The 13,109-nt window shown below is 69.2% G+C and carries 9 protein-coding genes and 1 pseudogene; 6 read left to right on the top strand and 4 right to left on the bottom strand.

Going from position 1 to position 13,109, the window contains the following annotated elements; all coding sequences use genetic code 11:
- Positions 1 to 2: 2 nt before the first annotated feature.
- Positions 3 to 884: a class I SAM-dependent methyltransferase gene (locus BLV92_RS03215; RefSeq protein WP_090542175.1), complete on the bottom strand. Its 882-nt coding sequence runs from the start codon at positions 882 to 884 to the stop codon at positions 3 to 5.
- Between the two features lie 424 nt (positions 885 to 1,308).
- On the opposite strand from BLV92_RS03215, the gene BLV92_RS03210 reads away from it, so the two are divergent.
- Positions 1,309 to 1,629: a type II toxin-antitoxin system HicA family toxin gene (locus BLV92_RS03210; RefSeq protein ID WP_090542174.1), complete on the top strand. Its 321-nt coding sequence runs from the start codon at positions 1,309 to 1,311 to the stop codon at positions 1,627 to 1,629.
- Positions 1,630 to 1,937: 308 nt separating this feature from the next.
- Positions 1,938 to 2,252, top strand: a pseudogene (locus BLV92_RS03205) (MFS transporter); the annotation flags it as partial.
- A gap of 23 nt (positions 2,253 to 2,275) precedes the next feature.
- Here BLV92_RS03205 and BLV92_RS03200 read toward each other — a convergent pair.
- Positions 2,276 to 3,409, bottom strand: coding sequence for a methyltransferase (locus BLV92_RS03200; protein WP_090542172.1), 1,134 nt, complete (start codon positions 3,407 to 3,409; stop codon positions 2,276 to 2,278).
- Between the two features lie 370 nt (positions 3,410 to 3,779).
- On the opposite strand from BLV92_RS03200, the gene BLV92_RS32855 reads away from it, so the two are divergent.
- Positions 3,780 to 6,059: a putative bifunctional diguanylate cyclase/phosphodiesterase gene (locus BLV92_RS32855; protein WP_090542170.1), complete on the top strand. Its 2,280-nt coding sequence runs from the start codon at positions 3,780 to 3,782 to the stop codon at positions 6,057 to 6,059.
- A gap of 217 nt (positions 6,060 to 6,276) precedes the next feature.
- On the opposite strand, the gene BLV92_RS03190 is transcribed toward BLV92_RS32855, so the two are convergent.
- On the bottom strand, positions 6,277 to 7,806 hold the full coding sequence (locus BLV92_RS03190) for a glycosyltransferase family 39 protein (protein ID WP_090542168.1): 1,530 nt from the start codon (positions 7,804 to 7,806) through the stop codon (positions 6,277 to 6,279).
- Positions 7,807 to 7,988: 182 nt separating this feature from the next.
- On the bottom strand, positions 7,989 to 9,011 hold the full coding sequence (locus tag BLV92_RS03185) for a glycosyltransferase family 2 protein (protein WP_090542167.1): 1,023 nt from the start codon (positions 9,009 to 9,011) through the stop codon (positions 7,989 to 7,991).
- 374 nt (positions 9,012 to 9,385) lie between these two features.
- On the opposite strand from BLV92_RS03185, the gene BLV92_RS03180 reads away from it, so the two are divergent.
- The 3 genes from BLV92_RS03180 to BLV92_RS03170 all read left to right on the top strand — a co-directional run bounded on the left by BLV92_RS03180 (position 9,386) and on the right by BLV92_RS03170 (position 13,101).
- The gene (locus tag BLV92_RS03180; protein ID WP_090730117.1) at positions 9,386 to 9,970 is read left to right on the top strand and encodes an EF-hand domain-containing protein; all 585 of its coding nucleotides are present in this window, start codon (positions 9,386 to 9,388) and stop codon (positions 9,968 to 9,970) included.
- Between the two features lie 707 nt (positions 9,971 to 10,677).
- Positions 10,678 to 11,862 carry a trans-sulfuration enzyme family protein gene (locus BLV92_RS03175; RefSeq protein WP_090542163.1) on the top strand — a complete coding sequence of 395 codons (1,185 nt, stop codon included), beginning with the start codon at positions 10,678 to 10,680 and terminating at the stop codon, positions 11,860 to 11,862.
- Positions 11,863 to 12,096: 234 nt separating this feature from the next.
- Positions 12,097 to 13,101: an MBL fold metallo-hydrolase gene (locus tag BLV92_RS03170; RefSeq protein ID WP_090542160.1), complete on the top strand. Its 1,005-nt coding sequence runs from the start codon at positions 12,097 to 12,099 to the stop codon at positions 13,099 to 13,101.
- Positions 13,102 to 13,109 lie beyond the last annotated feature (8 nt).

Raw genomic sequence — 13,109 nt, 5'->3', positions numbered from 1 at the left:
TGTCACCCGCGATCGCCCGCCTCCACCACGGCCCCGGCCGCGGCGCCGTCAATGCCGTCGTCCACGAAGAAGCGTTCGTTCAGTTCGGCCAGCCCGAGCGTGCTGAGAATCTCGCGCAGCCGCTCTGCCGGACGGCGTCGCGGCAGATCCTTGTACTGCGCAACGATCAGCTCGTTCTTCATCGAGTGCTCCCAGCCGACCAGCTCCGTCACGCTGACCTGATAACCGTGCGCTTCGAGTTGCAGGCAGCGCAGCACGTTCGTGATCTGGCTGCCGAACTCGCGCGTGTGCAGCGGATGACGCCAGATTTCGGTCAGCGCGTCGCCGAGCGACTTGCCCTTGTTCCGCCGCAGCACGCCCGCGACCTCCGCCTGGCAGCACGGCACGACGACGATGTAACGCGCCTTCTTGCGCAGCGCAAAACGGATCGCGTCGTCGGTCGCGGTATCGCACGCGTGCAGGCCGGTGACGATGTCGACGGTCGGCGGCAACGCGGTCGACGCGATCGAGTCGGCGACCGACAGCGTCAGGAACGACATCCCGTCGAAACCGAGCCGTGCCGCAAGCTCGCACGAGCGCTGCACCAGTTCGTCGCGCGTTTCGATGCCAAAGATTCGCGATCCGTCGCCGAGCCCTTTGAAAAACAGGTCGTACAGGATAAAACCTAGATACGATTTGCCCGCGCCGTGATCGACTAGCGTGATGTCGCGGCCATCGGCTTTCAGATCTTTCAGCAGCGGCTCGATGAACTGGAACAGGTGATACACCTGTTTGAGCTTGCGGCGGCTGTCCTGATTCATCTTGCCGTCGCGTGTCAGAATGTGAAGCTCCTTCAGGAGCTCGATCGACTGCTCGGGGCGGACTTCGTAGGTCTTGCTGGACATCGCTGGATACGCAGAGAGAATGAAGTCGAATGCCGCAAAACGTGCGACAGGCGACGGAAGCAGGGTGGATTGACTGCCATTTTACGGAAAAAGCGATGCGAGGCCGGCGGGCGGCCCGCGAACCGACGCGCGAACCACACAAACACGCGCGGGCATGCACAGGGCCGGCATCCAGGCTCACGGTCGTCGGGCACGGCATTCGCGTGGCGGCAGGGGTTCGAACAACACCAAACGACGCGGCGGGCGACAGCCCCCCGATGCCGAGGGACCGAGGGGCGCGGCTGCAAGGTCGAGGCAAAGACCTGCGGCACGCGCATAGGGAGCGTCACGCCGGGCCGTCGAGGCTGCGGCGCCAGGCAAGCCGGCATCATTTTCCGCAAACGGCACACGTTGCGGGAAGCGCAACGCCGGGTATGAGGCAGCGATGAACGCACAACCGGACGGAAACGCCGAGCAGAAATTCCAGGAACTGCTCACGAAGCTGCTGGCCACCCCCGGGTGGACCGAAAAACAGCAACTGGAACTCGAAATGGCGCGCGACATCTCGGTCGAGATGCTGCGCATCGCCGAGCAGATGCGCGACGGCGCGGCGGATCTGGAGAACTGCCTGATCCTGCTGAAGTATGCGAAGGTGCTCGACTTCGTGATGTCGTCGCTGGCCGCGCGCCGCGATATCAAGCCCCAGACGCTGCGGGTGATCTTCAAGCTCGCGGGGCTGAAGGTCGACGAGGCGTATCCCGGCTGAGCGCCGAACCGCCGCGGCCGCGCGCGGCGCGGCGTCGCCTGCGGCGGGGTCGCGGCTTGACCCCGTGCGCCGCGCACTCGCAGGATCAATGGCACGCAGCGCGCCACGGCATCACGCGCTGCCGCAGCAGACGTTCTCGCCGCGCCGTCATGGGGTCCCCCGCGATGAAATCCGTCCCTTGCGTACCGGCCGTTCCCGCCTTTCCGCCGCTTTCCCGTTCTTCGCCGCACGTCGCCTCCGCCGCCCGGTTTTGCGGCGCGGACGGCGAGCCATGACGCTTCCGGCACCGCAATCCGGGTCAATCGCACTCGTACGGCGGCCTCGCGTTCGCGGCCGCGAGCATCTGGGCGCTGCCGGCCGACGTCGCGCCGTCACCGCGGCACGTCGCGTCGATCAGCGGCATCCAGAACTTCGCGTCGAACCTCGCGGGCATCCTGATCACGACGTTCACCGGTGCGATGGTCGCGCTGACGAAAGGATCGTTCACGGTGCCGCTGGTCGTCGCGGGCGGCTTCTGCCTGCTCGGCGCATTCAGCTATCTGGTGATCGTCGGGCGCATCGAACCGCTGCCGGTCGAACGCGGCCGCGACCGCGCGCGCGACGGCGCAGCGCGCGCCGCGTAGGCCGCACAGGCCGCGCGGGGGGCTTATGCGTCCTTCGCCTTCAGCCGCCACAGCGACGTGACCTCCGCCGCGCGCGCCCGGTACAGCGGATCGGACGGATCGGCCGCCTTCGGATGGCGCGGCCGGATATCGTCGCGGCCGGCCACTTCGAGCCCGGCCTGCGCGATCGCCTCGAGCAGTTCGTCGCGCGAGCGCAGCCCGAGATGCTCCGCGAAGTCCGACAGGATCAGCCAGCCCTCGCCGCCCGGCGCGAGGTGATCCTTCAGTCCGGCGAGGAAACCGCGCAGCATCCGGCTGTCCGGGTCGAACACCGCGGACTCGATCGGCGACGACGGCCGCGCCGGCACCCACGGCGGATTGCAGACGACAAGCGGCGCGCGCCCCGGCGGAAACAGATCGGCCTCGACCACCTCGATCCGGTCGCCGTAACCGAGCCGCTCCACGTTGTCGCGCGCGCAGGCGAGCGCGCGCGGGTCCTGGTCGGTCGCGACCACGCGCTTCACGCCGCGCGACGCGAGCACCGCCGCGAGCACGCCGGTGCCGGCGCCGATGTCGAACGCGGCGTCCAGCGACGGCAGCGGCGCGCGCGCAACCAGATCGACGTACTCGCCGCGCACCGGCGAGAACACCCCATAGTGCGGATGAATGCGCGCGTTCAGCGCGGCGATCTCGACACCCTTCCTGCGCCACTCGTGCGCGCCGATCAACCCGAGCAGTTCGCGCAGCGACACCGCCGACGCGTCGCCGGTCGCCGGCCCGTACGCTTCCTCGCACGCGAGCTTCACGTCCGGCGCGCGCCGCAGCGGAATCGCATAGTCGCCGTCGAGCGGGATCAGCAGCATCCCGAGCGTGCGCGCGCGCTGCGACTGCGCCTGACGATGCAGATGGAACGCGTCGAGCGGCGTCGCGGCCGCCGCCTTGCGCGGCTTGCGTTCCGCGCGCCGGTTCAGCGCCTGCAGCAACTGGCGCGCGTTCTGGAAGTCGCCGCGCCACAGCAGCGCGGTGCCTTCGCACGCGAGCCGGTAGGCGGCGTCGGCGGTCGTCGTGTCGTCCGCGACGACCACGCGTTTCGGCGCCGGCACGCCGGCCTCGGAACGCCAGCGGACCTGGTGGGTTACGCCGGCTTCGGGCCAGGCGACGGTCGGGAATTCGGTCATCTCTGCAATCGGTTGGACAGACGGGGCAACGTGGACGGCGGTCGTGGGCCGCCATCATATAGCACGCGCCCGGCCCGCCTGCGTCGACACATGCCACTACCCGGTTCGCATCTGGTTTCGCGCGCAATCATCTGATGTATACGCAATCGAGGCCGCAGCGAGCGCCGCTCATCGCACGCCAGGTTCAGCATACGCTTAATCACGCCGCCAGCCCGCCCCGCGCCGAGCGGCGCGATCCCGCGCCAGCAAAGGCCCCGCAAAGGGATCAGCAAAAACTACCGGCCCCCGTATAAAGAACCGTTCGGCGGTAGCCGTAATTACAGCCAGTGGCATCGTGCTGGCCTCGAAGTCCTTTACCGAACGCTCTGGTATGACCGACTCACTCCATCATGGCCCGCCGCCGGCGCACGAATCGATCGTGCGCAATCCGCCGTTGCCGCAGTCGCTCGCGCAGATCTGCACCCAGCTTGAGCGTACGCTCGGCGCGGACGCCGCATGCTCGATCCGTCTGCTCGACGACGATCGCGCGCGCGTCGGCGTGGCGGTCGCACCGTCGCTGCCGACGTCGTTCGCCGCATCGTTCGAAGGCTCGATGCGCTGCCCGCCCGCGTGCACCTGCGGCGTCGCGCTGGAGACCGGCCGGTTCGTCGCGGACGACGATGCGATCGCGTCCGCGCGCAGCCGCGGCGGCTGCCGGCGCTGCGAGCGCATCGCGATCGCGGCCGGCATCGTGTCGTGCTGGGCGATGCCGGTGCTGAGCGAAGCCGGCTCGGTGCTCGGCGTGCTGAGCGTCCACCATCGCGTGCTGCGCCGTCCGACCCGCGCCGACGAAACCGCGATGCTCGACACCTGCCGCGCAATCGGCTTCGCGATCCAGCGCGACGCGATCGCTCACCGGCTGTCGCAGGACGGCGAATATCACCGGCTCGTAATCAACCATCTGCACGAAGGCGTCGTCGTGCAGACGCCGGCCGGCGTGGTGCTCGCGTGCAACCCGAGCGCGCAGCGGATCCTGCGCGAGCAGACGAGCCTCGTCGGCCGTCACGTGTACAGCATCATGACGCCCGCGTTCCGCAACGACGGCTCGCGGATGCCCGAGGCCGAATGGCCGATCAACCGCGTGCTGACGAGCGGCCAGCCGGTGCTCGGCGAGACGATCGGGCTGCTGTTCAGCGACGGTGCGATCGTGTGGATCAAGGAAAACGTCGTGCCGATCGTCGCGGCCGGCGAGAGCAAGCCGGGCGCGCTGCTGATCTCGTTCAACGACGTCGGCCCGGTGCGCGACGCGCATCAACGGCTGATGCATCTCGCGACGCGCGATCCGCTGACCGGCCTGTTCAACCGCGCGTATCTGCTCGACCGGATGCACACCGCGTTCGACGCGACGCCCGAGCGCCGGCAGACGACGACGCGCGCGGCGGTGCTGTTCATCGATCTCGACGGTTTCAAGAAGGTCAACGACACGGCCGGCCATGCGGCCGGCGACTCGCTGCTGCGCGCGGTCGCGGACCGCCTGACGCGCGGGATGCGGCGCGGCGACACGCTCGCGCGCGTCGGCGGCGACGAGTTCGTCGTGCTCGTGCACGCGTACAACGAGGTGACCGAGATCGTGTCGCTGTGCGAGTGGCTGCTCGACGCGATCGCGCAGCCGTTCCAGATCGCGGGCAGCGAGTTTTATCTCGGCGCGTCGATCGGCATCAGCCTGTATCCGGACGACGGCAACGACGGCGCGACGCTGATGCGCAACGCGGACTCCGCGATGTTCGAGGCGAAGGAGCGCGGCCGCAACCGCTGCCAGTTCTTCACGAGCGAGTTGCGGCAGACCCTGCTGCGCCGCATCCGCATCGAGCAGTTGATGCGCCAGGCGCTCGCGGACGACGAGTTCACGCTCGTGTACCAGCCGGTCGTCAGCAGCAACAACGGGCAGACCGTCGCGGCGGAGGCGCTGCTGCGCTGGAACAACAGCACGCTCGGGCCGGTGTCGCCGGTCGAGTTCATCCCGATCGCGGAGGAGTCGGGGCTGATCGTCGCGATCGGCGACTGGGTGCTGGAGCACGCGTGCGCGCAGGCGGCCGAATGGCGGCGCACGATCGCGCCGGACCTGCAGATGTCGGTGAACCTGTCGCCGCGCCAGTTGACCGACGACATCGTCGACAAGGTCCGGCACTGCCTCGCGCGCACCGGACTCGAACCGGCGGGGCTCGAACTGGAGATCACCGAAGGCGTGCTGATGGCGGAGAACGGCAGCGTGTTCCCGACGCTGTCGGCGCTCACGCAACTGGGCGTGCGGATCACGCTGGACGATTTCGGCACCGGCTATTCGTCGCTGTCGTATCTGAAGCGCTTCCCCGTGCAGTGCCTGAAGATCGACCGCTCGTTCGTCGCGGAGCTGACGTCGGATCGCGACTCGGTCGCGCTGACGAAGGCGATCATCGTGATGGCGCACGCGCTCGGCATCGAGGTGACCGCCGAGGGCGTCGAGACGCCGGAGCAGTCCGCGTTTCTGCGCGCGATCCGCTGCGACCGGCAGCAGGGGTATCTGTTCGGTTATCCGCTGCTGCCGGTGCAATGGACCGACACGCTCGTCGGCACCAGGGCGGAGATGCAGATCAGCGGGGGGGATGTCGCGAGTCCGCCGGAGTTGAATTAGGGCGGCGGCGCTCGGAGGCGGCGGGCGGGCGGTCACGCCCGGTTGCCAGTCGGTCAGCAGCGGCGCCGCGCGGAACACGCATCGCGTATTCGCGCGGGGCCGGCGGCGGTGATGCGTGGTGCGGACCAACGGGGACTTTGGCGACCGGGCTTTCCGCCGTTCAGCCGGTTCCGCCGCGCCGCCAGCTGCACGACACGACGCCCGCCTCGCCCGCCGATCAACCGCCGTTGTCCGGCGCCTTCACGAACAGATCGTAGGCGCGCGCGGGCAGCGTCATCCCCCATGCGTGCTTGCTCACCGTCACGCGCACCGGCTTCGCGCCGGTGATCGCCGCCGCGTGCGTCGCGCAGGTTGCGTCGTCGCCGCGGCACGCGAACAGCACGCCGTCGCGGGCGAAATCCCCGCTGCCCAGCCACGGCGTCATGCGCGGCTCGCCATAGTCCCAGAACCGCGCGCCGTCGCCGCCGTAGAACGCGATCGACTGCGCGGACTGCGTCGAGCCAGCGACGATCCGCAGCGGCTCGCCGGTCCGCTCTTGCCACAGCGCGCCGGCCGCCGCCGCGAGTTCCGCGCGCGGCTCGGCGGCGTCGTCCGTGTTGCGGCGCGCGCCGGAATAGCCGATCGTCGCGTTGACGGCCAGCACGACCGCCCAGTAGACGACGAGCACCCACGCGGCGCGCTCCGGCCGCACCGGCACACGCTCGCGCACCAGCACCGCGAGCCACAGCGGCGCGAGCGCGAACCATTCGGCCATGCCCCACACGGACGCCATCTGCGTTCTCGCGGCGACCGCGATCGCGCCGACGACGATCAGCGGCGCGAACGCGAGCCACCACAGATCGGGATGCAGCGACGGCCGCACGTAGCTCGACGCCATCCGCTTCGCGGCGCGCAGGCGGCCTTCGCCCACGATCAGGATCACGAAGCAGAACGCCGGCAGCAGGTAGCCGATCTGCGCGAGCGTATAGATGCCGAACCGGCCGACCGCCGACAGCAGCGTGCCGCCGGTGCGCTGCTCCGCGTAACCGAACGTCGGGAAGTGATTCGTCACGAGCCAGTGCAGGTGCGGCAGCAGCACGGCCAGCCCCGCCACGACGACGAGGGCCGACCGCCAGTGGAAGAGCCGCGCGCGCCACGCCGGCCGCACGAGTGCGGCGAGCGCGAACGCGACGAGCAGCACGATCGAGAAATACTTGCCGAGCACCGCGGCCGCGGCAAGCGCGCCGAGCGCGAGCGCGGACCGCCAGCCGCCGGTCTGCATGTAGCGCACGAAGCAATACGCGGCCCACGGCCATACGGATAGCAGCACCGCGTTCGCGTTGAACTTGATCGCCAGCCCGGAATAAAGCGGTGTCACGGCCATCGCGAGCCCCGCGACCACTGCGACCCGGCGCGGCACGAAACGCCCCGCGAGCGCGGCGATGCCGAGCAGCCCGACCATCGCGTTCAGCGCGGACAGCGCGAAATACGCGACGTCGGTGTGCGGGAACACGCGGAACCATGCGGCGGTGATCCACGCGAACAGCGGCGGATGCTTCGCGTAACCCGCCTGCCATTCGATGCCCCACACGTAGTTCTCGACCATGTCGCCCTGCGTGTCGAGGTTGCCGCGCGACAGCCACGCGGCGATCGTCCACACGACGGCATGGATCGGCAGCAGCGCGACGAGGCGCGTCATGCCGGAGGCGGCGTGACCGCCGGCGTGGAAGTCGCGGGCCGGCCGGCTCGCGGATATCGGTTGTGTCATGGGGATTGTTTTGTTTGAACGAATTGCGGGTCGCCGCGCGTGCGATGCGCTACGGCGGTCCGTGTGCGCGACGCAAACGTAGGCGCACGCGCGGGTCGCAACGATACGGCTTTGCGCCGTGCGAGCCGCTGCGGCATCCTCGCTGGCCGTGCGAAACGCGCGGTCAGGTCAGGCGCCGCGCGTCACGACTGGCCTTGCCGGTAGGTGCGCCTGACGATGTAGACCGGGCGGCGCTTCGCTTCCATGTAGATGCGCCCGACGTATTCGCCGATCACGCCGATCCCGACCAGTTGCACGCCGCCGAGGAACAGCACGGCGGTGATGATCGACGCGTAACCCGGCACGTCGACGCCACGCACGGCGGTGCGCAGGATCAGGTAGGCCGCGTACAGGATCGCGAACCCGGCGGTCGCGCCGCCGAGGTATGTCCACACGCGCAGCGGCAGCGTGCCGAAGCTCGTGAGCCCCTCGATCGCGAAGTTCCACAGCTTCCAGCCGGAAAACTTCGACTCGCCGCCGACGCGCGCCTGGCGCACGTACTCGATCTGCGTCGTGCGAAAGCCGACCCACGCGAACAGGCCCTTCATGAAGCGCCGGTTTTCCGGCAACTGCTTCAGCGAATCGACCACCTGCCGCGACATCAGCCGGAAGTCGCCGGCGTTCTCCGGAATCTCGGTGTCCGAAATGGCGTTGTGCACGCGATAGAACAGCGCGGCGGTGCCGCGCTTGGCGTAGGTGTCCGTCTGCCGCTCCGCGCGCTTCGCGAGCACGACGTCGTAGCCTTCGCGCCAGCGCGCGACCATCTGCGGAATCACTTCCGGCGGGTCCTGCAGGTCCGCGTCGAACGGGATCACCGCGGCGCCGTCCGCCAGATCGATGCCGGCCGTCAGCGCGGCTTCCTTGCCGAAATTGCGCGACAGATCGATCACGCGCACGCGCGGATTCGCGTCGCACGCGGCGATCAGCCGTTCGAGCGTCGCGTCGGTGCTGCCGTCGTTCACGCAGACGATCTCGTAGTCCGAATCGGGGATGCCCTGCAACACGGGCACGACGGCGTCGAAGAACGCGCCGGTGATGGCGGCTTCGTTGTGGAACGGGACGACGAGCGAGATCAGATCACGTTGGGATTCGCGGGTTCCCCCGGCATAGCCGCCCGCCAGATACGCCTCCCCGCGCGCGGGACCGCCACGGGTATATTGCAACATGGTGTCTATCCTTCTGTGGGGCCGTCCGCCAGCCGCGAAACACGGCGAGCAGACGCATATCCTTGGTTATCGGCCGTTATCGACGGCCTTTGACGCCCGCGGAAGGTTTTCTTTCCCCCGCCTCCGCCGGACGGTTTTGCAATCAAAGTGCAGAGTTTAGATGAAAGCGGGCCGAAGTTTCGCGCATTTCTGGCCCTGTTGGGAAAGTACCAGGGCGTTTGACCCCACGCGGCGAGCCGTGGCGTCCCTCTCTTTCGCAAAGCTGACAATAGCGCTGACAATCGCGCGCGCCCCCTTTTTACCCGGGAATAGGGGGAAATATCGCGGCCTGTTCGGGCAATCGGCCGCGCGCCGCCGCGGCTATCGTGGGCAACATGAGCGCGATCACCACCCTCCCCCCGATCTACACGTCGTACGCGAACTCGCTCGCGTCCCAGGGCGCGGCGTCGGCGTCGCTGATCGCCGATGCGCAGGCGCAGTCCGCCGCCGAACAGAAAGCGGCCGGCGCCGCGGCCGCGAAGAACGCCGCGTCGTTCGACCAGCTACGCGCCAAGGGCGTCGACATCGAAACGGTGTCGTTCGGCGACCTGTACAAGTCGCAACTGGCGTCGGATGTCGACCGGGATGGCGACGGCAACGTGTCGCTTCAGGAACTCACCGAAGCGGTCGTCGCGGGCGGCGGCAGCGCGGATTCCGCGCAGTCGCTGTTCAGCGCGATGGACGCGGACGGCAACGGCGTCGTCACCGATGCGGAGTTCAAAAACAGCGTGCCGAACCCGTTCACGACGGACCGCTTCACGCAGTTCATGCAGCAGGAACTGCGGACCGCGCTGGACGGATCGGCCGGCCAGCAGACCAACGCGCTGAGCGAGCAGGCCCAGCATCCGCAGACGCTCGACACCAACGCGATTCTCGCGAGCCTCGCGACGCAGCTTTACGCCGCGAATACGGCGAGCTGAACGCTTCGGGCCGGCGCTGCTTCTTCGCGCGCAGCTACGCCGGTCCGGCGCCGCCGCTTTGCGAACGGCCGTCCGGCCGTCGTGCTACGCTGACTCCCTCCCTGCCCGACCGCCGCCGCGCGCCGCCCGTTCGGCCTGCCGCGACGCCGGTTCACGCCGAGGTGCTGTCATGCGTCGCTGCCCGCCGGCCGCGGACAACCGGCCGCCCATCCCTGCATGCCTGGGTCATGGCCTCGCGTTCGCATCGCTGAACGAACGGAGCGCATGGAAACTCGTCGCGCCGGTTCCGGCTTCTTCGCTGCGCTGCGTCGGCGCCGCGGCACCTTCGCCCCCCGCCTTCGATTCGCGCTGGCCCCGCGTTTCCCGTCCCCCATGACGCGCCGGCAATCGCCATCGCGTTCACCCCTGTGAAGCTGTTCGAACGGAGACCGGCGGGTAAGCCGATCAACGCGAACAAACACGCTGCGCATCCGGCAGCGGCCGAAGCCTCGCTAAAAAACGGCGACCGCCGCACGCCATCGCGCATCTTCGCCACTCTGCGCGACATGACCGTCCCCGCAATCGACAACGGCCCACCGGCCGATCCGGCGAAGAACCCGAACGGCGTCACGCAGAGCGGCGCCTGCACCCGAACGAATGCACCGCATGGCGGCAGCGGGCCGGCCGTTCCAGGCACTCACGCCGTTCCGCCACGGAGGACCCGACCGATGAAGCGAAGCACCCAGGTGATCCACGCCGGCACGGAACGCGATCCGTATGGCTCCGTAACCACGCCCGTGTCCCGTTCGGGCACGTCCGGCTTCGCGTCGGTCGATGAGGCCGGCCTCTTCGCCAGCGAGCCGGACCTGTACGGCTACACGCGGCTCGGCAACCCGGCCAACGCCGCGCTCGAACGGCGGATGGCCGCGCTCGAAGGCGCTGGCGACTGTGTCGTCACCGCGAGCGGCATCGGCGCGATCTCGACCGTGATGTGGACGTTCCTGAAACCGGGCGACCATCTGCTCGCGGACACCGCGCTGCACGGCGACACCCATGCGCTGTTCGCGCACGCGCTGACGCGCTTCGGCATCGAAGTCGATGGCGTCGATTTCAACGACGTCGATCGCGTGCGCGACGCGCTGAAGGCGAACACTGCGATCGTCTATTTCGGGAGCCCGTGCAACCCGACGCTGAAGGTGAACGACATCGCGGCGCTCAGCGCGCTCGCGCATACGCATCATCCGCACGTACGCGTGGTGGTCGACAACACGTTCGCCACGCCGTACCTGCAAAACCCGCTCGCACTCGGCGCGAACCTCGTCGTGCATTCGACGACGAAGTACCTCGGCGGACACGGCGACGGGGTCGGCGGCTGCATCTGCGGCACGAAAGCGGACGTGGCGCGGCTGCGCTTCGACGGCATCGGGCATGCGACCGGCGCGGCGATGGCGCCCGACACCGCGTATCTGGTGCTGCGCGGAATCGCGACGCTGTCGGTGCGCATGGAGCGGCACTGCGACAACGCGGCGAAGCTCGCGCGTTATCTGGCCGGCTCGCCGCACGTCGCACGCGTCCACTATCCGGGCCTCGCGGCGGACCCCGGCCACGCGGTGGCGGTCACGCAGATGCGCGCGCCCGGCGGCATGGTCGCGCTGGAACTGGCCGGCTCGTTCGAGCAGGCGAAGGCGTTCGTCAACGGCCTGAAGCTGATCCGGATCGCGGTGAGCCCGGGCGGCGTCGAGAGCCTGATCGAGCATCCGGCGTCGATGACGCACGCGCACGCGCGCCTCGCGCCGGACGAACGGCCGGCGGCCGGCATCGCGCCGACGCTCGTCCGCGTGTCGGTCGGCATCGAGGACGTCGACGACCTGATCGGCGATTTCGACCAGGCGTTTCGCGCGATGGGGGATTAGCAGGCTTCGGTGGAACGGCGGCCGGTGCAACCGGGCTCGTGCTGACGCATGCGTCGGCCTGGCAAAACGGCCACGCGAACACAGGCTTCGAACCGCTCGTCCCCCGCAAGCCGCGTCAGCAGGATTCCCGCATATCGGTTACCGTTTCCCGATCGGCCCGTCGCCCGACGGCCAGCCTCGCGAAACGCGGCGCGCAGCGTCCGTTCCGTCTCCGCGTCAACTGGAAAGAGCCGCATGGCAAGCGTCAACAAGTATTACTCCGGCCCGGTCAGCGACCACTACGACGGGGTCCGCTTCTTCAACCCGGACCACCCGAGCACCGACCGCTCGGCCGCCGACCTGCTGCGCTGGCGCATGAAGGAAAAGGCCGCGCGCTGGCCCGATGCGGTGCGCGGCCGGCAGACCGTTCCGGACGAACGGGTCGCCGGCCTGCGCATCACGATGGTCGGCCACGCGACGGTGCTGATCCAGGCCGGCTCGCTGAACCTGCTGACCGACCCGGTCTGGTCCGAGCGTGCGAGCCCGTTCAGCTTCGCGGGGCCGAAGCGCGTGAGCGCGCCGGGCGTCGCGTTCGACCGCCTGCCGCCGATCGACGCGATCCTGCTCAGTCACAACCACTACGACCATCTGGACGTCGCGACGCTGCGCCGGCTGCATCAGGCGCACGCGCCGCTCATCGTCACGCCGCTCGGCAACGACGCGATCGTCCGCAGCGTGATCCCGGATGCGCGCGTCGTCACCGGCGACTGGTGGGATCGGGTCGAACTCGCGGGCGGCGTCGACGCGACGTTCGTGCCCGCGTATCACTGGTCCGCGCGCGGCACCGGCGACCGGCGCATGGCGCTGTGGTGCGGGTTCATGCTGCAAACGCCCGATGGCCTCGTGTATTTCGCCGGCGACACCGGCTACGGCAACGGCGAGATCTTCCGGCAGATGCGCGCGCGCATCGGCTCGCCCGACGTCGCGCTGATCCCGATCGGCGCGTATGCGCCGCGCTGGTTCATGCGCGACCAGCACACCGATCCGGAAGAGGCGGTGCGCATCATGGAGGACCTCGGCGCCGCGCAGTCGATCGGCATTCACTGGGGCGTGTTCCGGCTCACCGACGAAGCGCGCGAGGAACCGCTCGCGCTGCTGCGCGACGCGCTGCGCCGCCGCGGCATCGACGAGCGGCGGTTCGTCGCCGCCGAACCCGGCGACGTGATGGACGTCGCGCCGGTGACGACGCCGATCGCGTAACGACCGCC

It is taken from the genome of Paraburkholderia caballeronis (genome assembly GCF_900104845.1).
In the GTDB taxonomy this organism is placed as follows: domain Bacteria; phylum Pseudomonadota; class Gammaproteobacteria; order Burkholderiales; family Burkholderiaceae; genus Paraburkholderia; species Paraburkholderia caballeronis.
This window is presented reverse-complemented; position numbering and strand designations above follow the sequence as displayed.